Origin of the sequence: Arthrobacter sp. MP_M4, from assembly GCF_035984855.1 — a bacterium.
Classification (GTDB): domain Bacteria; phylum Actinomycetota; class Actinomycetes; order Actinomycetales; family Micrococcaceae; genus Arthrobacter.
In genome coordinates this window covers 19,081-41,418 of record NZ_JAXCHX010000024.1, presented here as the reverse complement: position 1 = coordinate 41,418, position 22,338 = coordinate 19,081, and the positions used below count along the sequence as shown (strand labels likewise).

Below are 22,338 nucleotides of genomic sequence, written 5' to 3'. Positions count from 1 at the left end.
GTTCTTAAATCCCAGTGTGGCCCCCATCACTACCAGCGGACATGCGTACTTCCACTCAGTGGAAACCAGTTGCTCCCGCACTGCTGCAGTTCACGGTGCTGGCCCCGGTCACAGGACACCTCGGCCTGGACATGCCGCAGCGGAGCGGGCGGCGGCTCAATGCGTCCCGGCCGTATGGCTGCCCAGCAGCGTTTCGAGCGGGATCCTGGCGGTGGCACGCTCAATCTGGGCGGCTATGCCCCGCAGGACAGGCAGGTGCCGGGTCATCGTGGCGGCCTGGCTGGTGGGCAGTACCAACCCGATCGAGGCACCGATCCTGCCGGTATGGAAGACCGGCACGGCGATTGAACAAGACCCCAGCCGGACTTCCTCAAGCGTCGTGGCGTAACCCTGGCCGCGGATCTGGGTCAACTCCGCGGCCAGCTTTTTCGGGTCCACGTGAGTGTGCGCGGTGTGCCGCTTCAGCTGCCGGTTCAGGTATGCATCCCGCACCCAGTCCTCGTCGTAGGCCAGGATGACCTTGCCGACGGCGGTCGCGTGCATGGGCAGCCGGCCGCCCACCCGGGAGGCCCGCGGCACCCGCTTGGAGCCGTAAACACGGTCGATATAAAGCACCTCGTGGCCTGCCCGGACCGCCAGGTGCGCGGTTTCGCCGGTGAGGGAGAACAGGTCCTGGACGTACGGGCGGGCCGCGTCGCGCAATTGACGCCCGGTGTTCTGGGCAAGCTCCCAGAGCCGGATGCCCAGCTGGTAGCGCCCGTTCGGCTCGCGGGAGAGCAATCCCCAGTCGGTGAGTTCGGCGACCAGCCGGTGGGTGGTGCTCAACGGCAGTCCGGATGTCTCCGCGATGTCGGTCAGGCTGAGGGCGCCCCGGGACTTTTCGAAGGCTTCCAGGATGGAGAGGACCTTTGAGGTCACCGTCCTGCCGGGTTCACGGCTGCCGCCGGCCATCCTGACCTCCTTGTCGGGGGGCCTGGCGCGTCAGCAGGCGGCCCGTCGGCCCGTCGGCCCGTCGGCCCGGGATGAGTCTAGTCCCGGCTGAGCCCGAGCATCCGGACCATCGGCGTCGGCGTGCCGTATTCCATCTGCGTGGCCGTGTTTGGCGGAACCGCCGCGTATCTGCAGACCTGGCTCGGCACCATTGGCGTGGCCGACGGGTTCAACCTGTATGCGGTGGGCCTCCTGGTCCTCAGCGCGCTCTTCGTCTTTACCATCCCCGAGACAAAAGGCCAGGACCTGACGCACTAGGCGCCGGCCGGAACCGGCGATGCTGGGCGCCGGCGAGGCAGAAGGGGTTCTTGATCCGGACTTTTTCGTGCAACGCTGGTGGCATGGATCTGGAGGTGTCGCCCGCGCTCACCATTCCGGCAGCAGAACTCAGCTGGCGGTTCTCGCGGTCCTCCGGGCCTGGCGGTCAGCACGTCAACACCTCGGACAGCCGCGTCGAGCTCCTGTGGAACGTCGCCGCCTCGGCGGTGCTGACGGAGAGCCAACGGCTGATGCTCCTCACCCGGCTCGAACAACGCTTGGTGGCCGGGGTACTGACCGTGACCGCGTCAGAACGGCGGTCCCAGCTGCGCAACCGCGAGATCGCGTTGGCCAAGCTCGCCAACCTGGCGGCGGGGGCGCTGACCCCCGAGGCTGCTCCCCGCCGGGCCACCAAACCCACCCGGGGCTCGAACCGTCGCCGCCTGGCCGCCAAGGAACAGCGGTCAGCGACGAAACGGCAGCGGCAGCGGCCCTCGGCCGAATAAAACCCGCGGGCGGGAACACAGGCTCCGGTTTCAGCGCCGCCAGCGGTACGGCGTCGTCGTTGAGACCCGAAGCAGGCCATAGCGTTCCAGGATCGGCCGTGAATAGTCCGTTGAATCGCTGTGGATGAGCGTCTTGCCCAGAGCGAGCGCGGCACGGGCCCGGGCGGCGGTGACTGCCCGGTAGATTCCCCGGCCGCGCCATTGCTCACGGGTCGCCCCGCCCCAGATTCCCGCAAAGTCCGTGCCGGGAACCGGCTCGAGGCGGCCGGCGCTGACGATCACCCCTCGATGTTCGGCAACCCACAGCTCCATCCCGTCGCCGCAGGCGGCCCGGCGCAGGACGGCTTCGGCGTTGCCGTCCGAGGGTGGACTGCCAAAGACCTCATCCTGCATGGCGCTCATGGCCCGGATGTCCCGCTCCTCCGTGACCCGCCGCAGGCCCACCCCTGGCGGAAGCTCCACCTCCCCACTGAGAACACCGGCCGGCCCGATCATGATTGCCTCGGTCTCGTCAGCTTCGAATCCGTTCGCGAGCAGCGCACCGTGGAGTCCGGGGGCGTGGTCATGGCCGCGCGTCTTCCATTCGACCCGCACAATCGCCGGATCTGCTCGATAGACCGCCAGTGCTTCGGCCACCCATCGAGCGATCGTCTCAGCATCCGCCCCCTCGAGGTCCCGATAGGTCACGAAGCCGCGGCCGCCCTCGAAGGTCACCAGGCGCAGAGGGCCCAGCCGCTCAACTGCGATCGCACTGGGGGTCTCCGCATCCGTCCTAAGCTGCTGGTCATACGCCGCAAGGAACTTTGAAATAGTCATTGGCCACCACGGTACAGCGGACCGACGTCCCTCCCCGGCGGCCGCGCCTACATATGGCGGAGGTACCGCTCCGGCGCGTCCAGGAACGACCGCCAGTTTGCGACGAGGTCCAGATCAGCCCACATCCGCGGCCGCAATCCCCAGGGCCCCACTTCGAGGATTTGCGCGCCGGGAAGGGCCGCGAGCACCGGCGAGTGGGTGGACATGATGACCTGGGATTTGCCGGCGGCCAGTAGATTTTTCAGGACGGCAAGCAGGGTGAGGGACCCGGTAAAGGACAACGCGGATTCCGGCTCATCCAGCACCCACAGTCCGTCCCCGCGGAATCGGTTAACGGCCAGCTCCAGGAACGACTCGCCATGGGACATGTCATGGAACGGAATATCCGGTCCGGCGGTGCTCGGGTTGCTCTCAAGATAGGTAAAGAACCCATGCATGGTTTCCGCACGGAGAAAGTAGCCCCGCCTGGTGGTACCGGCGTTCCGGACCAACTGCAGGTGATCGGCGAGCGCGGATTCGCTGGCCCGGGTCGTGTGCCGCGCTCCGGTTGATCCCCCCTCAGGCGACAAACCGTAAGCCAGCGCGATGGCTTCCACCAGCGTGGATTTTCCGGTCCCGTTCTCGCCCACCAGCACGGTAGCGGACGTCAGGTCCAGTCCTTGATCGAGGACCTGGGCGACCGGAGGCAGGGAGGCAGGCCAACGTAAGCGGTCCAAAGTGTTCGCAGGGTCCTCTGCGAGCCGCCGGATCGGATAATCGTGAAGGGCCATGCCCTCATTCTTACAGGCACCGTTGGCCCGTAGGATCGGCATATGACCATGGACGAATGGGAGCGCCGAGTGGCCGCTTTCTGGACCGCCTTCGAGGCAGCCCCAACCAACGGCGATGAGATCGTGGCTGAACTCGACGAGCTCGCAGCCGCCTCGCCCGCCCCCGACGGCCGCGCTGATTTTGAGCGTGCCTGCATCCGCGATTCCACGGGACGCACTGCCGACGCTGTTTCCTTTTACGAGGCCGGGCTGGCTGCCGGACTTGACCCCCTCAGACTGACCCGCACCTGCGTGCAGATGGCCAGCTCCCAGCGGGCGCTTGGCCACAGCTCAAAGGCTTTGGAGATACTTTCGCACGCCGATCCGCATGCGTTGGGCGGGGCGCCCAGCGCGGTGCGGGCCCTGGCCCTGCGGGATGCGGGCGGGCACGACGAGGCGCTCCGCGTGGCACTCGAAGCGTTGATACCCCACCTGCCCCGGTATCAGCAGTCGATGGCGAACTACGCGAAACTTCTGACAGACAGTTAGCTGCCAGTCCGCGCTGCGAAGGCGGCCTCGTCGAAGGCGCCCACGGGCTGTGGGATGCCCGGCGTGTGACTTCGGGTACACCCCGGGACCTGCTGGTGACGGAACGCTGCCGCCGGAGTTCACGGCCCGGAGCCGAGGCTGCCTGCAAACGTCCCCGCACCGCTATGGCACTGCGCCGGCCGCAGTGCCACTATGTTGCGCAGCAGAGACATTCACGGGGCTGGGGCTCCGGGCAGGAAGGTCGCACCATGACTTACATCAACTACTTCGATGATGTGGACCGGGACGAGGTTGCTGTGGTGGGCGGGAAGGGCGTCGGACTCGCTGGCCTCGTTCGGGCCGGACTGCCGGTTCCTCCGGGGTTCGTACTCAACACCGCAGCCTATGCGGAGTTTGTAGAAGACAATCACCTCGGGTCCGGCATCCAGGAACTGGCTGCGCTGCCGCCGCAGGCGGCGCCGGCGGATTACGAGGCTGCCGCCAACAAGATCCGTGCCCTGTTCGCCGGCGGGACCATGCCGGCCGGGATCGCGACGGAACTAAACACAGCCTACGGACTTCTCAGCGCTGGAAGGGCTGCCAGCCGATATGCGGCCGTGGCGGTGCGTTCTTCCGCCACGGCCGAGGACCTCGCCTCTGCCAGCTTCGCCGGGCAACAGGAAACCTACCTCAACGTCCGCGGCCCGGAGGCCCTGGCCGCAGCCGTCCGGGATTGCTGGGCCTCCTTGTGGACGGCGCGCGCTTTGGCCTACCGCGCGCATGAAGGCATTGGCCCGGACACCGTGCGCTTGGCGGTGGTGGTCCAGCGGATGGTCGAGGCCGAATCGGCCGGAGTGATGTTCACCGCCAATCCGGCCAACGGACGCCGCGACCAACTCCTGATCAGTGCCGCCTGGGGCCTGGGCGAGTCCGTGGTCAGTGGCGCAGTAACCACGGACGACGCCGTCGTCGACGCCGGGACGGGCCGAGTCCTGTCGCGCCGGACCGCTGACAAGGAGGTCATGACGGTCTACGCCGAGCACGGCACCCGGGAGCAACCGGTACCCGCGTTCCGCCGTCGGCAGGCGGTTCTGGACGACGCAGCGGCGGCGGAGCTGGCCAGCTGCGGAACCCGGATCGCGGACCAGTTCGGAGAACCGCAGGACATCGAGTGGGCCCGGGCCGGTGGGGAGTTGTTCATTCTGCAATCGCGGCCCATCACGGCGCTGCCGGAACCGGCGGCCGAGACACCGGACACCTGGACGGTGCCCTATCCGAAGGGACTCTACTTCCGGGCGAGCATCGTGGAGCAGCTGCCGGACCCGCTCTCACCCTTGTTCGCCGATCTCATCGATGGCTCGGTGTCCCGGTCCCTGCGCGCCTTGATGTCCGAAGCTGCCGGCAAGAACGTGGTTCATGAGAACGACGTCGGGCTGCCCACCATCAACGGCTACGCCTATTACTACTACCGCAACTCGGCCATGTGGCGGGTGACCGGCAAGTCGCTGACCGCGGTACGCTCACTGGCCCGCGGCAAGGCGCACATGGGACTGGCAGGCTGGCGGGACTTCTCCCACCCCCGCTACGAAAAAGTCATCGGGGACTGGTCGGCGAAACCCGTCGCGGAGCTCGCCGGGGCGGACCTGCTGGAGGGCGTGCAGTCACTGCTGGACGCCGGGACGGTGTACTACACGGCTGTACAGTCAGTCATTCCAGTCGCCGCGACCAGCGAGATCTGCTTCCGGGCGTATTACGAGAAGTTCGTGCGGCGCACCGGGGATCCTCCCGCCCAGACGTTCCTGCTTGGCTACGACAGCCAACCCATCCTGGCGGAGAAGTCGCTGTACGACCTCGCCGCCTGGGTCCGGGATGTTCCAGGACTGGCCCCGGCGATTTCCGCCCGGCCCACAGCGGCCCTGGTTGAGGCGCAACGCACCGGGCTCGCTCCCGCCGGAGTGGATCCGGACCTCTGGCACCACTGGAATCCCCGCTTTCAAGCCCACCTCGACCGGTTCGGCCACATGGTCTACAACCTGGATTTCGCCAGCCCGGTGCCGGCCGACGAGCCCTCGCAACTGCTGGAGACGGTGAAGTTCTACCTGACCGGGCAGGGCAGCAACCCGCACGAGCGCCAACGAATGTCAGCTATCCGCCGGGAGGGGGAGACCAGCCGCGTGGCCGCCCGGCTCGGTCCGCGCCGGCGCGACGCGTTCCTCCGGTTGCTCCGCTGGGCACAACGCGCCGCACCGATCCGCGAGGATGCTTTGGCCGACGTCGGACTGGCCTGGCCGTTGCTCCGCCGGATGCTGCTGGAACTTGGGCAGCGGCTGGTGGAGGCCGCCGTCATCGCCAAGCCCGCCGATGTGTTCTGGCTGCACCATCAAGAGCTCAGAAGCGCCGTCGAGTTCGGTCTCGCCGAGCCCGGCGCGCCGGCAGCCGTGGCGATTGCCGGCGCGGACCGGCCCGTCCGCGCACGCGCCGTCGACGAACGCAAAATGCTGTGGCGGGGACAAGCGAAAGCAGCAGCCCCCCAACTGCTTCCGAAAAGCAGGTGGATGGAACGGGCTTTCGGCTCCATGATGCCGGCAGCCCCGCAGGAGTCCCTCGACGAGACCATCAAGGGCGCCGGCGCCAGCGCGGGCCAGGTCAGCGCCCCTGCCCGCGTCCTCAGAGGGCCCGAGGATTTCTCCCGGATGGTGCCGGGGGACGTCCTGGTCGCCCGCATCACCACTCCGGCGTGGACGTCGCTGTTCGCTATGGCGTCCGCGGTGGTCACCGACATCGGCGGCCCGTTGAGCCACAGCTCCATCGTGGCCCGCGAGTACGGCATCCCCGCGGTGCTCGGCACCGGAGTGGCCACCCAGCGGATCACCAGCGGCCAGCAGATCCGGGTCGACGGCGACGCGGGCACTGTCACAATCGAGCATTCGGCCGCATCCCAGGGTCCGTAACGGCCGCTGGGTTGCCCCCGGCGGCTGTCCGGCAGCGCCGCCCAGTCACCGCACGGCGATGAGAAAGGCAAGGCCTGCCAGGACCAGGGACACCGGAACCATCACCCGTCTTTCATGACTGCTCTTCGAGGCGAGATTTGGCAGCACGCTAAGGAGCAGGTAGGCCGCAATCACCCACATCGCGGCCACCGTGAAAGAGGACGACGGGAGGATCGAGATCAGGCCGGCTCGTTCCAACGCAACGAGAGCGAAAGCCGCATAGACGACGATCGACACGGCACTTCCGACTCTGAGCCGCGCGGGCAGCACCGAGTTCTGGCCTCCCCAAGCGAACCGGCCCAGGGGCAGCCCGGTGATGAGCAGCAGTTGGAACACTGCAAGGATGCCGAGCACCGCGCAGAAGGCCAAAGGAAGGACAGGCATGATCGGAAGCCTACTGCCGCCTGGAGCGGTCCTCCACGGCAACACCCTTGGCCGGCAACCCGCCGGCGCTGATGCCGGCCGTCTGGATAGCATCGTTGAGCGCAACTGCGGTGCTCTTCGGCCGTTGCGTTTTTCAAGCCCGGCACCGACCCAGCGGAATGACGCTGCCGATAGCCCGTGCACCGCAGGGTTCATGACCCGTACGGTCATGCTTACTACGGTGAGACCGCCGGCCCGACGAGCTAAAGTGATCGGATGATGGCGTTTGCGATCAGAATCGATCGTGGAACAGAACCGAAGCAGCCGAGTAGGAGACACGTCATGGCCGGGGACCCGCTGCGGGAACGTGTCGGCGCGCTACTCACCTTCCACCGCCCTCCGCTGCTGCTCCCTGCGCGGATCGGGGAGAACGCCGGACCCATCGGCGCGGCGCTGCGCGCCCGCGCCGCCGCTGAACGTCCGGCTGCCCTTTCTGGCGCCACCACTCTTATGGAGACAGGAACCGCATGACACTGGACCGCACGGAGCGCCTCGCCGCAGTACTCGACCTGCTCGCCGAATCCGGCCAAATTGAGATCGATGACATCATCACCAGCCTCGGCGTTTCGGCGGCAACCGCGCGCCGGGACCTCGACACGCTCGCGGCCCAGCAGCTGCTCACCCGCACGCGGGGCGGTGCGATCGGGCAATCCGTTGCTTATGACCTGCCCCTGCGCTACAAACGCGAGCAGAACGCGCCGCAGAAGCTCCTGATCGCACGCGCAGCCAGCGCCCTCGTAGCCCGCGGCGCCGTCGTCGGGCTCTGCGGGGGCACCACCAGCACGGCGATCGCCGGCGTACTGGGTGCCAGAGCGGACATCATGGAGGCCTCCCCGCACGCCACACTGACGGTGGTGACCAATGCCCTCAACATCGCCGCGCAATTGGCGATGCGCCCCCAAATCAAGACCGTGGTGACCGGCGGGGTGGTGCACTCGCGCTCATACGAACTCGTCGGCCCGTACAGCGACGCCGTGCTGCAGCGGGTGCGCATGGACATCGCGTTCATCGGCGTGAACGGCCTGGATCCACAAGCTGGCCCGACCGTGAACGATGAACGTGAGGCCGCCGTCAACTCCCTGATGGCAGAGCGCGCCGCCAAGGCCATGATCGTGGCCGACTCCAGCAAGATCGGCCGCGTAGCGTTCGCCCGCGTGGGCGAACTGCACCGGTTCAGAGGGCTCATCACGGACTCAGGGATCACCTCGGAGCAGCGGGCCGCATTTGTGGACCAGGGTCTGGAAGTGATCGTCGCATCATGACTGTTCCACCCACCTGCATCATCCACTCCGCTCGCCTGGTCTCCGGCGGCTGCACCACTCCCGACGCCTGGGTGGCTTTCACGGGCACTGCGGTGTCAGCTGTCGGGTCGGGCACCGGCTGGCAGGCCCTGGGCGCTGCGGCCCGGGATGTGACCGATGCCGCCGGCCGCCGGCTGACCCCGGGCTTCATCGACATCCACTGTCACGGCGGCGGCGGGTTTGCTTTTGATGTCGGTACTGACGGTCCGGAGGGCGCCCGCGCCATCCGTGAAGCTCTGGCCGTCCACCACCGACACGGCACCACCCGCGCCGTGCTCTCCCTCGTCACTGCCTGCCAGAGCGACCTTGAACTCCGGCTCGCCGCCGTCGCCGACGCGGCCGAGACGAACCCGCTGGTGCTTGGCGCGCACCTTGAAGGTCCCTTCCTCGACAACTCCTTCCGGGGGGCGCACGACCCGGCACTGCTCCGCGCCCCCGACAGTGAGTCGATAGCCCGGCTGCTCATCGCCGCCAGGGGCCACCTGCGCCAATGGACCCTGGCGCCTGAGCTGCCAGGTGCGCCGGAAGCCATCCGTACGCTCGTCGACGCCGGTGTCGCCGTGGCTGTCGGGCACAGTTCAGCCGACTACGCCACGGCCCTGGCGGCGTTCAAGGACGGCGCCTCGATCCTGACCCACGCCTTCAACGGCATGCCCGGCATCCACCACCGGGCACCCGGACCGGTCGCCGCAGCAACGCATTCGCCCGGCGTGACGCTGGAAATCATCAACGACGGGGTCCACGTCCACCCGGAGGTGGTGCGCCTGGCCTTCGCCGGCGCTCCCGGCCGGATCGCCTTGATCACCGACGCCATGGCCGCCACCGGTGCCGATGACGGTGAATATGTGCTCGGGTCACTGGCCGTCACCGTCACCGGCGGCGTGGCCCGCCTCGCCAGCGACGGGACCGGGCTGGAGGGGGCCATCGCCGGCTCGACGCTCACTCTGGACGCAGCCCTGCGCCGGGCGGTTACGGAGGCGGGCATCCCTGTCGAAGAGGCGGTCACGGCGCTGACCGAGACCCCCGCGCGGGCTATCGGGCGCAGCCATGACCTCGGCCTGCTTGCGGCCGGTTACGCCGCCGACGCGGTCCTTCTCAGCAATGAGCTCACGGTCGACGCCGTGTTCGCGGCCGGCCGGCGCCTGCCGGCGTAGGCGACCGCCGCCGTCGCAACAATGACTTCGGCCACCAGCACACCCTTCGAAGTGATCTTTTATGACGTAATGGTACCGCTTCCAATCACTGATAATCATTGTGGCGGTTGCTGAGGGAAGAATCCCCGCCCGCCGGGCCGGGCACGTTCAATTGGCCCCGTCAGCAGCCGGCGATTACGGCCGGGCCCCAAGGACTTCCGACAGCCAGGTGGTGGCCGCAGTTCTGGACGTGAAGAACTCGTGCGGGTAACGGGTGTGGCGGCTCATGGCGGCGGCTATGACGCGGTCCACTGCACTGGATCCGAGGACGGCGATGGCCAGCACGCCCGAAGTTTGCGCGAATTCGTACCTGGCCGCTGCGCTGATCTCCACGTCGGTCATTTCAGAGAGCATTGGCATCGGGATGCCGCCGCTGACCCGATTCACGGCCAGCATGGCGTCCTTGGCGTCCTCGACGTCCACAAAGGAACCCGGGCGCCACAGCGATTCGATGATCCCGCCGCGGATGATCAGGGAATTCTTCCCGTCCGCAGCGAAAATTCGTTCAGGCATCATTGGTCCCATTCTAGGCCTGAGCTGGGACAACGCCCTGGAAGGAGGCCGGTGCGTCCGGCTCGGCGCCGGTCAGGGCCGCCTGGAGGCCGCACCACGTTCCGGCCCAGCGGGAAGGGCCCGGCCAGCAGTTAGGGGGCCGGCCGGGCCCGTCCGGGGCTTGGAGTTAGACCAGGGTGGAAGTGTCAATCACAAAGCGGTACCGCACGTCGGAGGCCAGCACGCGCTCGTAGGCTTCGTTGATCTTCTCGGCCGGGATGACCTCGATCTCGGCGCCCAAATGGTGCTCGGCGCAGAAGTCGAGCATTTCCTGGGTCTGGCGGATGCCGCCGATCATGGAACCGGCGAAGGAGCGGCGGCCGACGATGAGCGCGAACGCGTTCACGGGCAGCGGTTCGGCCGGAGCACCGACGTTTACCAGGGCACCGTCAAGGGTCAGCAGCTGGAGGTAGGAGCTGATGTCGATTGAAGCGCTGACCGTGTTGATGATCAGGTCGAAGCTGCCGGCGAGCTCTGTGAACGTGTTCTCATCGCTCGTGGCGAAGTAGTGGTCGGCACCGAGGCGGAGGCCGTCTTCCTGCTTCTTCAGCGACTGTGAGAGCACCGTGACCTCGGCGCCCATGGCGTGGGCGAGCTTGACGGCCATGTGTCCGAGACCGCCGAGGCCGACGACGGCGACTTTCTTGCCGGGGCCGGCGTTCCAGTGGCGCAGTGGCGAAAACGTGGTGATACCGGCGCAGAGCAGGGGCGCGGCGACGTCGAGCTCGATGCCCTCGGGGATCGTGACGACGAAGTCCTCGGTCACGACGACGTGGGTCGAGTAACCGCCCTGGGTGATGGTGCCGTCACGGTCGACGGCGCCGTAGGTGCCCGTGTTGCCCTTGAGGCAGTACTGCTCCTCGCCGGCCTGGCAGTTGACGCATTCGCCGCAGGAGTTCACCATGCAGCCGACACCCACCCGGTCGCCTACCTTGTGCTTGGTGACGGCTGAGCCGACCTCGGTGACGATACCCGCGATTTCGTGGCCCGGTGCCAGCGGGTAGGACTGGGGTCCCCAGTCGCCGCGGACTGTGTGGATGTCCGAGTGGCAGATGCCAGCGAACTTGATGTCAATGAGGACGTCGTGCGCCCCGACGTCGCGGCGTTCAATGGTGGTGGGAACGAGGGGTTCCGTCGCCGAGGTGGCGGCGTAAGCGTTAACGGTAAGCATGAGTCTCCTGCTTGTGGGGTTCAGGGGGAAAGTAGCCCCGGCGTCGGTCACCGGTCAGGTGCGGCCTTTTTTGGCCCGGACGTCATCGGGGGCACCTTCCATCAAACACCATCCGGTGCGGTTAAGGGAGGCCCTGCCGAGAGGGGTACTGGCAGGGCCTCCCTCGCAGCGCGGCACCCTTTACCGTTGAGGGTATGGACAATCAGAGTGAGACCCGGGACTTCCTTGCCACCCGGCGGGCGAAAATCAGCCCCGAGCAGGCGGGGCTGCCGGTATACGGCGGCAACCGCCGTGTCCCCGGGTTGCGGCGCGGTGAGGTTGCCATGCTGGCAGGGGTCAGTGTGGAGTATTACACCCGGCTGGAACGGGGAAACCTCTCCGGAGTCTCCGAGGGCGTTCTGGAATCGCTGGCACGAGCGTTGCAACTGGACGAGGCCGAGCAGGCGCACCTGTTTGACCTTGCGCGGGCCGCGAGCAGCAGCCGCAGGCCGCAGCGCCGCCGGGCCGCCACGCAGCCGGTGCGCACGGGCGTGCAGCTCATGCTTGACGCGGTCACCGGCGCGCCTGCGTTCGTGCGCAACGGCCGCCTGGACATCCTCGCTGCCAACCAGCTCGGCTACGCACTGTATTCCGAGATGTACGCCGGCCCCGTCCGGCCGGCCAACCATGCCCGGTTCATCTTTCTAGACACCCGTTCCTGCGGCTTCTACCCGGACTGGGAGCGGGCAGCAAACGACACGGTGGCGATCCTGCGCACCGAGGCCGGCCGGGATCCGTACGACCGGGGATTGAGCGACCTCGTCGGGGAACTTTCCACGCGCAGCGAGGAGTTCCGCACCCGGTGGGCGGCCCACAACGTCCGCCAGCACTACACCGGGGTCAAGCACCTCCGGCACCCCGTGGTGGGTGACCTGCATCTGCTCTACGAGTCCCTGGATCTCCCGGCTGACGCCGGGCTGTCGCTGCTCGTCTACACCGCGGAGCCCGGTTCCTCCACCGGGGACGCACTGCGGCTGCTCTCCAGCTGGGCCGCGACGCAGGAGTCGGAGTCCCGGCCGGCGGAAACCGGGCCGGCTGAGTCCCGGCACCCGGGAACTAACCGATCAGGGCCAACACCGCGCCCGCAGTAACGACGCCGCCGGATTCCGTTTGCCGGCCGGTCACGGTTCCGCCGCGGTGGGCCGCGATCCGGGTTTCCATCTTCATCGCCTCCAGCACGACGACGGGGTCCCCCGCGGAGACCTCGGTCCCCGGTTCCACGAGCCATTTGACGACGGTGCCGGCCATGTGGGCGCGCAATTCCCGGGGATCGGCGTCAGCCGCTCCCCGGTCGGACGTACCGGCGGCGGGGGCAACCGCAGAAAGCGGTCCGCCCGAGCGCGCCCAGCCATCCAGCAGGTCCGCAGGCAATCCCACCGCCAGCCGGCGGCCGTCCACCTCGACGGTGATGGTGCGGCGCCCGCCGTCGGGCGCGGTGACACTGTAGTCCGGGTCCGCGGCGATGGAGAGGCTGTCCGCGAAATCGGTTTCGATCCACCGGGTGTGGACGTTGAGGCCGTCCTCGGAGGCGAAGTCCGGGGATTCCACCACGGCCCGGTGGAAGGGCAGCACAGTGGCGACCCCGGTGATGCTGATTTCAGCGAGGGCGCGGCGGGCACGGCGCAGGGCCTGCTGCCGGTCGGCACCGGTGATGATCAGTTTCGCCAGGAGCGAGTCGAACTGCGGCGGGACGAAGGAACCGGAGCGCACACCGGTGTCGATCCGGACTCCCGGGCCGGTGGGGCCGGAGAATTCATCGACAGTGCCGGGCGAGGGCAGGAAGCCGCGGCCCGCGTCTTCGGCGTTCAGCCGGAACTCGAACGAGTGCCCGCGCGGTGGCGGGTCCTCCGTGATGCGCAGCGGCTTCCCGGCGGCGATGCGGAACTGCTCCTGGACGAGGTCGATCCCGGTGGTTTCCTCGGTGATGGGATGCTCCACTTGGAGCCTGGTGTTGACCTCAAGGAACGCCACGGTGCCGTCGGCGGCGACGAGAAATTCCACGGTGCCGGCGCCGGAGTAGCCGGCTTCGCGGCAGACGGCCTTGGCGGCGTCGTAAATCTGGCGGGTCTGGCCGTCGGTGAGGAACGGCGCAGGGGCCTCTTCGACGAGTTTCTGGTGCCGGCGCTGGAGTGAGCAGTCGCGGGTTCCGACGACGATGACACTGCCGTAATTGTCCGCGAGGACCTGCGCCTCGACGTGCCGCGGCGCGTCGAGATAGCGCTCCACGAAGCATTCGCCCCGACCGAAAGCGCCGACGGCTTCGCGGACGGCGGAATCGAAGGCTTCCTCGACTTCGTCGAGGTGGCGGACCACCTTCATGCCGCGGCCGCCGCCGCCAAACGCCGCCTTGATGGCGATCGGCAGGCCGTGCTGTTCGGCAGAGGCGCGGGCCTCGGCGGCGGATTCCACCGGGCCCTCGCTGCCGGCAACGAGGGGGGCACCGGCCCGGACGGCGGTCTCGCGGGCGGTGATTTTGTTGCCGAGAAGCCGGATCGCCTCGGGGGTGGGCCCGATCCAGGTGAGGCCTGCATCGAGGACGGCCTGGGCAAACTCGGCGTTCTCGGACAGGAAGCCGTAACCGGGGTGCAGGGCGTCTGCGCCGGACGCTGCAGCGGCGGCGAGGAGCTTGGGGATGTTCAGGTAGGTCTCTGCGGGCGAGTTGCCGCCCAGGGCATACGCCTCGTCCGCGGCGGAGACGTGCAGAGCGTCTGCGTCGACATCCGCGTAGACAGCGACGGAAGACAGCCGCGCGTCGTCGCAGGCCCGGACAATCCGGACGGCGATTTCCCCGCGGTTGGCGATCAGGACCTTGCGCATCAGTTACTCGCTTCTTTGTCGGGGGTGGCGTGTTCGGTGGTGCCGGAGTCCGCCCAGCGGAAGCGGATCCTGCCACCGATCGGGACCTGGGCGGCCAGGTCCAGCTGGGAGTCGACCACCACGGCGATCACCGGGTAGCCCCCTGTGATGGGGTGGTCGGCGAGGAAGAGCACGGGGAGCCCTGCCGGCGGGACCTGCAAGGCACCTGCAACTGTGCCTTCACTGGGCAGTTCGCCCTGACGGGTGCGCTGCAGCGCATTCCCCTGCAGCCGCATGCCGACCCGGTTGGAATGAGGCGTCACTTCCCAGTCCTGGCCGCAGAAAGAGGCCAAGGCTGCGGCGTCGAACCAGTCGGCGCGCGGTCCGGGGACGACGTCGAGCACGGTGACGCCGGCGCCGGGGAACTCCGGCTGCAGTTCCGGATGCCCCACGACGCCGGATTCGGCTTCGCCGCCGGAGGCAAGGAGCTGGCCGGCCGAGAGCGGTGCGGGGCCGATCCCGGACATGGTGTCAGTGGAGCGGCTGCCGAGTACCGGGGCGGTGTCCACGCCGCCGCGGACGGCGAGGTAGCTGCGGAATCCGCTCTGCGGCACCCCGATCCTCAGGGTTTCACCGTTGAGCAGGGCGAAGGGGGCGGCGACCGGGACAGTCCGCCGGGCCGGCTCGCCGTTGTCCCCGCCACCAGACTCGATGGACAGTTCGGACGGCGCCCCGGCTACGGCGAGGACCTGGTCCCCGACCGCCTGAACGGTGAGGCCCGCCGCAACAGTTTCAATGGCGGCAGCCGATGCGGCATTTCCGACGAGGCGGTTGGCCCTGCGCAATGAGGCCCGGTCCAGCGCGCCGGCTGCGGAGACGCCCAGGCCGGAGTGGCCGAAGCGGCCCAGATCCTGGACCAGGCTCTGCAGGCCGGGCGAGATGACCCGCAGGCCGGCAGCCACATCGGGGACGGGGGTTCGGTCTGGGTGTTCCGGTGCCAGCGCCACGGCGTCCCGGACCGCGCGGAACCGCACCCTGTGCCCGGGGGCGGCCAGGGCAGGCTGCTCACGGTCCAGGTCCCACATTGCGGCCCCGGTGCGGCCGATCAGCTGCCAGCCCCCCGGCGAACGGCGCGGGTAGACAGCGGAGTAGTTGCCTGCCAGCGCCACCGAACCGGCAGGGACGGCGGTGCGCGGCGAGCTGCGCCGCGGCACCTCAAGCCCCTGGTCGTCCCCCACCAGATAACCGAAGCCCGGGGCGAAGCCTGCGAAGGCCACGGTCCAGACCTGCCCGGTGTGGGCTGCGATGACGCCCTCGGCCCCGAGACCGGTCAGCTCCCCCACTTCGGCGAGGTCCTCGCCGTCGTACACGGTATCGATGACCACCAGCTCCCCGTCACGCTGCGCAGGCGCGGTGAACTCAAGCCGGAGCAGCCGCGCGGCGATCCGCCTGGCTGAACTTGGCGAGTCTGCCGTGACCAGGACCGTCTCGGCCGCGGCAAGAACGTCCAGCTGGCCCGGCAGCGGTTTCTCCAGAAGAAAGGCCTGCAGTGCCAGCACGCCCTGGACTCCGGCGAGCTCGGCCAGTACTGCGCGCGTTCCCACGGCCCGCACGGAGCTCACCCGTTGCACTGCCGCCTTTTGTACTGCCAGGGTTTCCCCCGCTGTCTCAATCATCAGTTGCCTTCGTCGTTGCCGGTGCGTGGAAAGTGGGCTGCGCCGCTTAGGCGTGGGCTCCCTGCAGGAGGCGTTCTTCTTCCTGCGTCTGCGGATTCATGCCGAGGGCCAGCCCGACGACGGTCACGACGGCGGCGACCGCAAGGTAGCCGGCGATCAGGTACCAGTTGCCGCTCGCCGCGTAGAGGGCGGTGAAAACCAGCGGTGCCACGGCGCCGCCGATCACTCCGGCCAGGGTGTAGGCCAGCGAGCTGCCGGCGTAGCGCAGCCGGGCCGGGAACTGCTCGGTGATGAAGGCAGCCTGGGGTCCGTACATGAAGGCGTGGAAGGCCAGGCCGATCACAACGCCGAGGGTGAGCATGGCAACCGACTTGCCCTGGATCATCCAGAAGAACACGGGAATGTACAGGGCTGTGGCAACGGTGGCGATGCCGTAGACCAGGCGGCGGTTGAAACGGTCCGTGAGGGCGCCGGCCGCGGGGATCAGCACCAGCTGGAAAGCCGAGCCGATGAGGATGGCGCCGAGGACATTTCCGGTGGTCATGCCGAGTGCCTTGGTCGCGTAGAGGGCCACGAAAACGGTGAAGAGCGAGTAGAGAACGTCGGGGCAGATGCGGGAGAGGGCGGCGGCAACCAGGGCGCGGGGTTCTTTGGTGAAGACCTCCTTGATGGGGGCCTCGGGTGCCTCGCCATGGGCCTGGATGGCTTTGAAGACGGGGGTTTCCTCGAGCTTGAGCCGGATCAGGAGACCGAAGACCACCAGCAGGGCGGAAGCGAGGAAGGCTACGCGCCAGCCCCAGGAGAGGAACGCCTCAGTGCTGAGGGTCGCCGCGAGAAGGGCCAGGACGCCGTTGGCCATCAGGTTGCCGGCTGGCGGGCCGATCTGGGCGGCCGAGGACCAGAAGCCGCGCTTGTTGGCGTCGCCGAATTCACTCGAAAGCAGGACCGCTCCGCCCCATTCGCCGCCGACGCCGATGCCCTGGGCCAGGCGCAGCAACACCAGGATGATGGGTGCGGCGACGCCGATGGCCGAGTAGTCGGGCAGCACGCCGATAAGCACTGTGGCAACGCCAATGAGCATGAGGGTCACCACCAGGACGTGCTTGCGGCCGATCTTGTCACCCAGCCGGCCGAAGATGATCCCGCCGATGGGGCGGGCCAGGTAGCCGACGGCGAAAGTGGAGAAGGACAGCAGCAGGCCGACGAGTTCATCGCCGACGGGGAAGAAAATCTTGGGAAAGATCAGCGCCGACGCCACGGAATAGATCGCGAAGTCGTAATATTCCAGCGAGGTGCCGGTGAGGCTGGCGACGTAGGCCTTGAAGGCGCCGGGCGGCAGCTTCCTTTTGCTGGCGGCCGGGGTGGCCTGCTGCGGTGTGGTCATGATTTTCCTCCAGGGTGCGGGTGCTGCCTGTGCTGGGTGGGTGTGGTGGAGCAGCGCCGGTTGGCGGGAGCAGCACCGGTGAAGCAGTGCTTCTTGGCGACCGGATCAGACGAACGCGGCGGTGCTGATGCCGGCGGCGGTCAGGGCCCGCCGGACTGCCGCGGCCATGGTCACGGCCCCCGGGGAGTCACCATGCACGCAGATGCTCTCGGCGCGGATTTTCAGGATGGAGCCGTCGATTGTGCGGACGGCGGAATCAGAGGCCATCCGGAGGACATGCTCCGTGACCTCCGCGTGGTCGTGCAGGACAGCGCCGGGAAGCGTGCGGGAGACGAGGGTGCCGTCCGGGTTGTAGGCCCGGTCGGCGAAGGCTTCGGTCACGGCGCGGAGCCCGGCGGCCTCGGCCAGGCGCAGCACCTCCGAACCTGGCAGGCCGAGGATGGGCAGGTTCGGGTCGACGGATTTGATGGCATCGACAACGGCTTGCGCCTGCGCGGTGTGGGCGACGATGGCGTTGTACAGGCCGCCGTGCGGCTTGACGTAGGTGACCTTGCCGCCTTCTGCCGCAGCCAGAGCCTGAAGCGCCCCGATCTGGTAGACGACGTCGTCCGCCAGTTCGATCGGGTCGATGTCGAGAAACCGGCGGCCGAAGCCGGCGAGGTCACGGTAGCCGACGTGGGCGCCAATGACGACGCCGGCGGCGACTGCCTCCCGGCAGGTCGTCCGGATCACGCTGGGGTCTCCGGCGTGGAATCCGCAGGCCACGTTCGCGCTGGAAACCGAGCGGAACATCGCCGAGTCGTCTCCCAGGCTCCAGCGGCCGTAGGACTCGCCGACGTCGCTGTTCAGGTCGATGGTTGCCATTTGTGATCCTCGTCTCAGTGGTTCCCCTCCTCAAGGATGCACTAAATCATCGGATTGTTCAACAATTCTTCGATTCCACGATGGAACGATCGTGTAAATTCTGAGGTATGACGAGCTTCGAAGCAGGATCCCGAGACCCTTCCGGCCTGACCGGAGCTCCCCCTTTGGCCGTCGGGAGCGGGGCGGCCCGGCTGCGGGTGGCCATTCCCTCGGTAGCGGGCCGGGTAGCGGCGGAACTGCGGCGGCAACTGGCCGAAGGGGTGCTGCTGCCGGGCGCGCGGCTTACGGAATCGACTGTTTCCGAGGATTTGGGCGTCTCGCGCAACACCGTCCGGGAAGCCTTCGCCGAACTCGCGGCAGAGCGGCTGGTAGTCCGGCAGCCCAACCGGGGTGTCTTTGTTGCCAGCCTGGGCCCGGGCGACATCCATGACGTCTACACCGTGCGGCGGTTCGTAGAGGTAAGCGCCATCCGGGGTGGCGGAAGCCCTGAACGGGTGGCCGCGGTCCGGGCCGCCATCGAGGAAGGACGGTCGGCGGCAGCAGCCGACGACGAGGAGGCCCTGGGCAGCGCCAACCAGCACTTCCACAAGGCAATCGTGGCCTTGGCCGGGAGCAGCCGCCTTAATACGATCATGGCCCAGGTGCTGGCCGAGATGCGCCTCTTTTTCCACAAAGCCACCGTGGACGCGCACTTCTACCGCAGCTACCTCGATGACAACGAAGAGATCTGCGGAGCGCTGGAGGACGGCGACCTTGACCGCGCCGGGGAGCTGCTGCTGGCCTACCTGAACCGCTCGGAAGAAAAGCAGAGCGTGGTCCACGGCGACTGAGCGCTCTGACGGGCCGGGCGGTGTAGTCCCGCCGCGGCTCCCGCTTGCGTCCGGCACATGAAAGTATTTCCATATGACTATCAGCGATGACAATGCCAACCTTCCGGTTTTCATGGACCCCCAGAGCACTGACGGACTGGTGGAAGAGCGCCGTGGCTGGGACCATATCGGAGCCATCATTGTCGATGCGACGCTGCAGCGGCGACAGAATTACCACGAGACCGTCAAACCCCGTGTATTCGCTCTGATCGAGGCGTGGCCGGACGCCGCCACGACCAGCGGATTCCGCAAACACCTCGACACGGGGAAACTCTCGGAAGTTATCGACTGGCCCTCGCCCGGCCGTCTTGCCCAGGTCGAGGACATCACCGCCGTGCTGGAGCGGGAAGGCGTCGATTCGGTACCGGAGCTTCGGGACGCACTCCGTGACCAGGCCAGGAGAACCGATGTCCGGGAGGCCCTGGCTGCCGTGCGGCATGTCAGTGACAAGACGCTGGATTACATCGACACCCTGAGCGGCGTCTCCACGGGCGCGCCGGAAGCCTGAGGAGTTGGCTCACTGCCTCCAGCCGGCCGCTGGACCGCTGTCAGGCGCCGCGGCAGACCGCAGCGGGTCGGTCCGCCGCTTGCCCGGGCGGACCCCAATGGCCCTTGTTAGGGTTGATGCATGAAACTTCGCCTCGCCGCCCTTGCCGCAGCCACCTTCGCGATCGCGCTGACAGGCTGCGGGCAGGTGCAGGACGCCGCGGACAAGGCCGTCAGCGACGGCGCTTCCCAAGTTGCAACGGCTGCCGGCAGTGAGGTCAAGAAGCAGGCGTGCGCCCTCGTGGAAGACGGCCTGGTCAGCGTTCAGGACAAAGAAGTGCTCGGCGGCCTGGTCGCCGGCGCGGAGTCCGCCGGCGTTCCCGCCGAGATCACCACCCCGTTGCGCCAGATTGCCGATTCCGGCGACCAGGCTCCGGCCGATTCCGTGAAGGCCCTCCAGGACGCCTGCGCCAATTAGACGCGGCGGGCGACCCTCGAGGGTGTTCCGCTAGCGTTTACCCTTTTTCCGGGAGCCCTTGCCGCGGCCCTTATCCGGGTTCGGAGCGTAGCGCTGCGCCACTTTGGGCTTTTTCACGGCAGGGCCGCGACGATCCGGCTTGGGCTCTTTCCTGGGCTTTTCCTGTTGCGCGGAAGGCTGCCGGGAGCTTGCGGCCGTGCGGCCGCGGACGATCCCGATAAACTCCTCAATGACCTCATCCGTGGTGTCGCTGGGCCACGCCAAAGCGATCTCGGTAGTGGGCGCCCCCGTGAGCTTGCGCGCCACGGTGTCTTTGACGTTGAAGTGGCGGGCCACCGACATGGGCAGGATCACCAGGCCGGCTCCGGTGGCCACCATCTGCAGGGCCATTTCGGGTCCGCCCAGGTCGTCCACATCCAGGAACGACTCCTTGCCGAGGTCGGCCAGGTCCACCTCCTCGAATACCGAGATCTCATGCCCCTTGGGGGCCACCACCACGGGCTGTTCCGCATAGAGGGCAATGACGCTCAGGCCCTCGCGGTCCACCGGCAGCCGGACGAAGCTCAGGTCCGCGGAACCGTTCCGAAGCACGGCAAGTTGGGCACCGTCGTCGGACATAAAGGAGTGCAGCGGAACATCGGGCATCCGCTCTTCCCAGCGCCGGGTCCATTTGCCCGGGGTCACGCCGGCGACATAGGCGAAGCGCAACTCGCGGACGGCTGCCGCGTCCGGGATATCGGCGGTCTCGGCGGGGGGCTGGGGTGCTTCTTCTGCTGCGGACACATGTTTACAGTACCGCCAGGGCCGGAGGACGGCTCCCTGCCCCCGGCTGCATGGTGCTGTTTTGGTGCCCTGCGGGCCGGCCGCCGGATACCCTTGAAGCATGACCTCTGCAAACTCCCAGTCCATGAAGCCGGCCACCGTTGCCAAGAAGCTTGGCATCTACCTGCCCGCAACACCCCAGGAGTTCCAGGATTCGGTCATCACCCGCGCCGATTTCGCCGAGCTCCAGGTGAACCCGCCGGAGTGGCTCGCCGAACTGCGCCGCAACGGCCCGCACCCCCGCCCGGTGGTGGCGCAAAAGCTCAATGTCTCCATCAGCGGCCTCGCCCGGGGCGGCGTCGAAGAAGCCTTGACGACGGCGGAAATCACCGCCCTGCTGCAGGCGCCGCCGGCATGGCTCGTTGCCGAACGCTCCACCCACGCCGCCGTCCGTGCCGAGGCCCAGCGGGTCAAGGACGACGCCGCAAAGAAAGACGCCAAGAAAGCGCGCGCAACGGCCGAGTAGCCGTAGCAACCGCCCGCAGACTGCGGCCGTTTCGTCGGTTCCGTCCACACTCGACGCTCTGAATCGTCTAACCGGCAGGGCACCATCGAAACGGCGAGGCCTCGACGGGCACCCTCTCGGAGGATTGCCGGCATCCCGGCGTCGTGGGCGCCGTTCATGTAAGCGGCGCCGAGCGGGTTGTCGCCGGCCCGTCGTCTGTGTGAACCGGACTCTTCCCGGGAGGCTCCCCGGACGTTCCGGGACCATTGACGGGCCGCCTCCAATGGATTCCAATGGAATCAGGAGCCGCGCCCGCATCGGGCCGGGTCCCTGGAAGGTGTTGGTATGACGTCCCTGTTTGTACCCGACCCGTTCGCGCTCTGGCAACTGGTTGCCCTGGCTCTCACGGTGGTATGCGCCGCGGCTGCATCGGTCTACCTGGTCCGGAAGCATCTGGTGGCCGACGACGGCCTGCCGGACGCCGTCTTTTGGGACGGTTTCGCCGGGCTCGCCATTGTTGCACCAGCCGTGATTCTGCCCGCCCTGGCGGCGCCGTGGGCCGGGCTGTTGCTCGGTGTGCTTGCTTCCGCCGCGGCCGCGGCCTCTTACGTGTGGGCTCCCAGGGCGTTCAGGAACCGGGAGGCCCGGCGGCTGTCCCGCGAAACGGCTGCCGGCAACGAGGTCGCGGCAGCCCGGCACCGCCGCGCACTGGCCCGGTGGCAGCGGTACGAACTCGACCCCGCGCACTGCATTGACTTTCCCGCCATGAGTGACCCGCGGCTGCCGGAGACCGCCGCCCTGATCCGTGCGATGAAGGCGGCAGAGTTGCTGCGTGGCGGTGCCGACTACGCTCCGGCCGTTGCCCGTCTGGAACAGGCCCTCGCCGACGCCGAACGGTCCGCCGGAGTTCCCCTGAATACCCCGGCCCGGTCCGTGGGGTTTCCGGCAGCGGACGCCGCGCTCAGTTGACGCCCCGCCCGCACGGCCCTGATCCCCGCAGTC

Annotated in this window: 23 protein-coding genes and 1 pseudogene; 13 read left to right on the top strand and 11 right to left on the bottom strand. The window is 68.0% G+C overall.

Annotation, left to right across the window (positions count from 1 at the left end):
• Positions 1 to 156: 156 nt before the first annotated feature.
• Positions 157 to 951 carry an IclR family transcriptional regulator gene (locus RCH15_RS15445; RefSeq protein ID WP_326961547.1) on the bottom strand — a complete coding sequence of 265 codons (795 nt, stop codon included), beginning with the start codon at positions 949 to 951 and terminating at the stop codon, positions 157 to 159.
• 96 nt (positions 952 to 1,047) lie between these two features.
• Here RCH15_RS15445 and RCH15_RS15440 point away from each other — a divergent pair.
• Positions 1,048 to 1,248, top strand: a pseudogene (locus RCH15_RS15440) (MFS transporter); the annotation flags it as partial.
• 83 nt (positions 1,249 to 1,331) lie between these two features.
• Entirely contained in the window at positions 1,332 to 1,754 is a 423-nt protein-coding gene (gene arfB / locus RCH15_RS15435) for an alternative ribosome rescue aminoacyl-tRNA hydrolase ArfB (RefSeq protein WP_326961546.1), read from the top strand.
• A gap of 30 nt (positions 1,755 to 1,784) precedes the next feature.
• Here the strand turns inward: arfB and RCH15_RS15430 are convergent, their stop codons facing one another.
• Together RCH15_RS15430 and RCH15_RS15425 are read right to left on the bottom strand one after the other, a co-directional pair.
• Positions 1,785 to 2,570: a GNAT family N-acetyltransferase gene (locus RCH15_RS15430; RefSeq protein WP_326961545.1), complete on the bottom strand. Its 786-nt coding sequence runs from the start codon at positions 2,568 to 2,570 to the stop codon at positions 1,785 to 1,787.
• 47 nt (positions 2,571 to 2,617) lie between these two features.
• Entirely contained in the window at positions 2,618 to 3,340 is a 723-nt protein-coding gene (locus tag RCH15_RS15425) for an AAA family ATPase (RefSeq protein ID WP_326961544.1), read from the bottom strand.
• Between the two features lie 42 nt (positions 3,341 to 3,382).
• Between RCH15_RS15425 and RCH15_RS15420 the strand changes: the two genes are divergently transcribed.
• Complete coding sequence (locus RCH15_RS15420; RefSeq protein ID WP_326961543.1) at positions 3,383 to 3,868, top strand: tetratricopeptide repeat protein; 486 nt, start codon at positions 3,383 to 3,385, stop codon at positions 3,866 to 3,868.
• A 248-nt stretch (positions 3,869 to 4,116) separates the two neighbouring features.
• Positions 4,117 to 6,798 (top strand): PEP/pyruvate-binding domain-containing protein, encoded by a 2,682-nt coding sequence (locus RCH15_RS15415; protein WP_326961542.1) that lies wholly within the window; start codon positions 4,117 to 4,119, stop codon positions 6,796 to 6,798.
• 45 nt (positions 6,799 to 6,843) lie between these two features.
• On the opposite strand, the gene RCH15_RS15410 is transcribed toward RCH15_RS15415, so the two are convergent.
• Complete coding sequence (locus RCH15_RS15410; RefSeq protein ID WP_326961541.1) at positions 6,844 to 7,221, bottom strand: hypothetical protein; 378 nt, start codon at positions 7,219 to 7,221, stop codon at positions 6,844 to 6,846.
• A gap of 321 nt (positions 7,222 to 7,542) precedes the next feature.
• Here RCH15_RS15410 and RCH15_RS15405 point away from each other — a divergent pair, with 321 nt between their 5' ends.
• From RCH15_RS15405 to nagA, 3 genes are read left to right on the top strand one after another with little or no spacing between them, the layout of a single operon-like run.
• Positions 7,543 to 7,731, top strand: a complete 189-nt coding sequence (locus RCH15_RS15405) for a hypothetical protein (RefSeq protein WP_326961540.1) — start codon at positions 7,543 to 7,545, stop codon at positions 7,729 to 7,731.
• A 2-nt stretch (positions 7,732 to 7,733) separates the two neighbouring features.
• Positions 7,734 to 8,522, top strand: coding sequence for a DeoR/GlpR family DNA-binding transcription regulator (locus RCH15_RS15400; RefSeq protein ID WP_326961579.1), 789 nt, complete (start codon positions 7,734 to 7,736; stop codon positions 8,520 to 8,522).
• A complete protein-coding gene (gene nagA / locus RCH15_RS15395; protein ID WP_326961539.1) occupies positions 8,519 to 9,715 on the top strand; it encodes an N-acetylglucosamine-6-phosphate deacetylase in 1,197 nt (398 codons plus the stop codon). The genes RCH15_RS15400 and nagA overlap by 4 nt, the downstream gene beginning before the upstream one ends.
• 174 nt (positions 9,716 to 9,889) lie before the next feature.
• On the opposite strand, the gene RCH15_RS15390 is transcribed toward nagA, so the two are convergent.
• Complete coding sequence (locus RCH15_RS15390; RefSeq protein WP_326961538.1) at positions 9,890 to 10,270, bottom strand: DUF7793 family protein; 381 nt, start codon at positions 10,268 to 10,270, stop codon at positions 9,890 to 9,892.
• A 163-nt stretch (positions 10,271 to 10,433) separates the two neighbouring features.
• Complete coding sequence (locus tag RCH15_RS15385; RefSeq protein ID WP_326961537.1) at positions 10,434 to 11,477, bottom strand: NAD(P)-dependent alcohol dehydrogenase; 1,044 nt, start codon at positions 11,475 to 11,477, stop codon at positions 10,434 to 10,436.
• 194 nt (positions 11,478 to 11,671) lie between these two features.
• Between RCH15_RS15385 and RCH15_RS15380 the strand changes: the two genes are divergently transcribed.
• Positions 11,672 to 12,607, top strand: coding sequence for a helix-turn-helix transcriptional regulator (locus tag RCH15_RS15380; RefSeq protein ID WP_326961536.1), 936 nt, complete (start codon positions 11,672 to 11,674; stop codon positions 12,605 to 12,607).
• On the opposite strand, the gene RCH15_RS15375 is transcribed toward RCH15_RS15380, so the two are convergent.
• The 4 genes from RCH15_RS15375 to RCH15_RS15360 form a co-directional block, all read right to left on the bottom strand.
• The gene (locus RCH15_RS15375; protein ID WP_326961535.1) at positions 12,573 to 14,333 is read right to left on the bottom strand and encodes an acetyl/propionyl/methylcrotonyl-CoA carboxylase subunit alpha; all 1,761 of its coding nucleotides are present in this window, start codon (positions 14,331 to 14,333) and stop codon (positions 12,573 to 12,575) included. The two genes, RCH15_RS15380 and RCH15_RS15375, sit on opposite strands and share 35 nt — an antisense overlap.
• A complete protein-coding gene (locus RCH15_RS15370; RefSeq protein ID WP_326961534.1) occupies positions 14,333 to 15,988 on the bottom strand; it encodes a 5-oxoprolinase/urea amidolyase family protein in 1,656 nt (551 codons plus the stop codon). The genes RCH15_RS15375 and RCH15_RS15370 overlap by 1 nt, the downstream gene beginning before the upstream one ends.
• Positions 15,989 to 16,034: 46 nt before the next feature.
• On the bottom strand, positions 16,035 to 17,372 hold the full coding sequence (locus tag RCH15_RS15365) for an MFS transporter (RefSeq protein WP_326961533.1): 1,338 nt from the start codon (positions 17,370 to 17,372) through the stop codon (positions 16,035 to 16,037).
• 105 nt (positions 17,373 to 17,477) lie between these two features.
• The gene (locus tag RCH15_RS15360) at positions 17,478 to 18,236 is read right to left on the bottom strand and encodes a LamB/YcsF family protein (protein ID WP_326961532.1); all 759 of its coding nucleotides are present in this window, start codon (positions 18,234 to 18,236) and stop codon (positions 17,478 to 17,480) included.
• A 107-nt stretch (positions 18,237 to 18,343) separates the two neighbouring features.
• On the opposite strand from RCH15_RS15360, the gene RCH15_RS15355 reads away from it, so the two are divergent.
• From RCH15_RS15355 to RCH15_RS15345, 3 genes are all read left to right on the top strand, one after another.
• Positions 18,344 to 19,066 (top strand): GntR family transcriptional regulator, encoded by a 723-nt coding sequence (locus RCH15_RS15355; protein ID WP_326961531.1) that lies wholly within the window; start codon positions 18,344 to 18,346, stop codon positions 19,064 to 19,066.
• A 73-nt stretch (positions 19,067 to 19,139) separates the two neighbouring features.
• A complete protein-coding gene (locus tag RCH15_RS15350) occupies positions 19,140 to 19,613 on the top strand; it encodes a hypothetical protein (protein ID WP_326961530.1) in 474 nt (157 codons plus the stop codon).
• 120 nt (positions 19,614 to 19,733) lie between these two features.
• The gene (locus RCH15_RS15345) at positions 19,734 to 20,069 is read left to right on the top strand and encodes a hypothetical protein (RefSeq protein ID WP_326961529.1); all 336 of its coding nucleotides are present in this window, start codon (positions 19,734 to 19,736) and stop codon (positions 20,067 to 20,069) included.
• 30 nt (positions 20,070 to 20,099) lie between these two features.
• Here the strand turns inward: RCH15_RS15345 and RCH15_RS15340 are convergent, their stop codons facing one another.
• Positions 20,100 to 20,852 carry a LysR family substrate-binding domain-containing protein gene (locus tag RCH15_RS15340; RefSeq protein WP_409017197.1) on the bottom strand — a complete coding sequence of 251 codons (753 nt, stop codon included), beginning with the start codon at positions 20,850 to 20,852 and terminating at the stop codon, positions 20,100 to 20,102.
• A gap of 100 nt (positions 20,853 to 20,952) precedes the next feature.
• Between RCH15_RS15340 and RCH15_RS15335 the strand changes: the two genes are divergently transcribed.
• Together RCH15_RS15335 and RCH15_RS15330 are read left to right on the top strand one after the other, a co-directional pair.
• Positions 20,953 to 21,357, top strand: a complete 405-nt coding sequence (locus RCH15_RS15335; protein ID WP_326961527.1) for a DUF5997 family protein — start codon at positions 20,953 to 20,955, stop codon at positions 21,355 to 21,357.
• Positions 21,358 to 21,681: 324 nt separating this feature from the next.
• Positions 21,682 to 22,305, top strand: a complete 624-nt coding sequence (locus RCH15_RS15330) for a hypothetical protein (protein ID WP_326961526.1) — start codon at positions 21,682 to 21,684, stop codon at positions 22,303 to 22,305.
• Positions 22,306 to 22,338 lie beyond the last annotated feature (33 nt).

Bases quoted from the DNA above. Each gene is read 5' to 3' on its own strand.
- RCH15_RS15445 (WP_326961547.1), bottom strand. From the start codon at position 951: ATGGCCGGCGGCAGCCGTGAACCCGGCAGGACGGTGACCTCAAAGGTC.
- arfB (WP_326961546.1), top strand. From the start codon at position 1,332: ATGGATCTGGAGGTGTCGCCCGCGCTCACCATTCCGGCAGCAGAACTC.
- RCH15_RS15430 (WP_326961545.1), bottom strand. From the start codon at position 2,570: ATGACTATTTCAAAGTTCCTTGCGGCGTATGACCAGCAGCTTAGGACG.
- RCH15_RS15425 (WP_326961544.1), bottom strand. From the start codon at position 3,340: ATGGCCCTTCACGATTATCCGATCCGGCGGCTCGCAGAGGACCCTGCG.
- RCH15_RS15420 (WP_326961543.1), top strand. From the start codon at position 3,383: ATGACCATGGACGAATGGGAGCGCCGAGTGGCCGCTTTCTGGACCGCC.
- RCH15_RS15415 (WP_326961542.1), top strand. From the start codon at position 4,117: ATGACTTACATCAACTACTTCGATGATGTGGACCGGGACGAGGTTGCT.
- RCH15_RS15410 (WP_326961541.1), bottom strand. From the start codon at position 7,221: ATGCCTGTCCTTCCTTTGGCCTTCTGCGCGGTGCTCGGCATCCTTGCA.
- RCH15_RS15405 (WP_326961540.1), top strand. From the start codon at position 7,543: ATGGCCGGGGACCCGCTGCGGGAACGTGTCGGCGCGCTACTCACCTTC.
- nagA (WP_326961539.1), top strand. From the start codon at position 8,519: ATGACTGTTCCACCCACCTGCATCATCCACTCCGCTCGCCTGGTCTCC.
- RCH15_RS15390 (WP_326961538.1), bottom strand. From the start codon at position 10,270: ATGATGCCTGAACGAATTTTCGCTGCGGACGGGAAGAATTCCCTGATC.
- RCH15_RS15385 (WP_326961537.1), bottom strand. From the start codon at position 11,477: ATGCTTACCGTTAACGCTTACGCCGCCACCTCGGCGACGGAACCCCTC.
- RCH15_RS15380 (WP_326961536.1), top strand. From the start codon at position 11,672: ATGGACAATCAGAGTGAGACCCGGGACTTCCTTGCCACCCGGCGGGCG.
- RCH15_RS15375 (WP_326961535.1), bottom strand. From the start codon at position 14,333: ATGCGCAAGGTCCTGATCGCCAACCGCGGGGAAATCGCCGTCCGGATT.
- RCH15_RS15370 (WP_326961534.1), bottom strand. From the start codon at position 15,988: ATGATTGAGACAGCGGGGGAAACCCTGGCAGTACAAAAGGCGGCAGTG.
- RCH15_RS15365 (WP_326961533.1), bottom strand. From the start codon at position 17,372: ATGACCACACCGCAGCAGGCCACCCCGGCCGCCAGCAAAAGGAAGCTG.
- RCH15_RS15360 (WP_326961532.1), bottom strand. From the start codon at position 18,236: ATGGCAACCATCGACCTGAACAGCGACGTCGGCGAGTCCTACGGCCGC.
- RCH15_RS15355 (WP_326961531.1), top strand. From the start codon at position 18,344: ATGACGAGCTTCGAAGCAGGATCCCGAGACCCTTCCGGCCTGACCGGA.
- RCH15_RS15350 (WP_326961530.1), top strand. From the start codon at position 19,140: ATGACTATCAGCGATGACAATGCCAACCTTCCGGTTTTCATGGACCCC.
- RCH15_RS15345 (WP_326961529.1), top strand. From the start codon at position 19,734: ATGAAACTTCGCCTCGCCGCCCTTGCCGCAGCCACCTTCGCGATCGCG.
- RCH15_RS15335 (WP_326961527.1), top strand. From the start codon at position 20,953: ATGACCTCTGCAAACTCCCAGTCCATGAAGCCGGCCACCGTTGCCAAG.
- RCH15_RS15330 (WP_326961526.1), top strand. From the start codon at position 21,682: ATGACGTCCCTGTTTGTACCCGACCCGTTCGCGCTCTGGCAACTGGTT.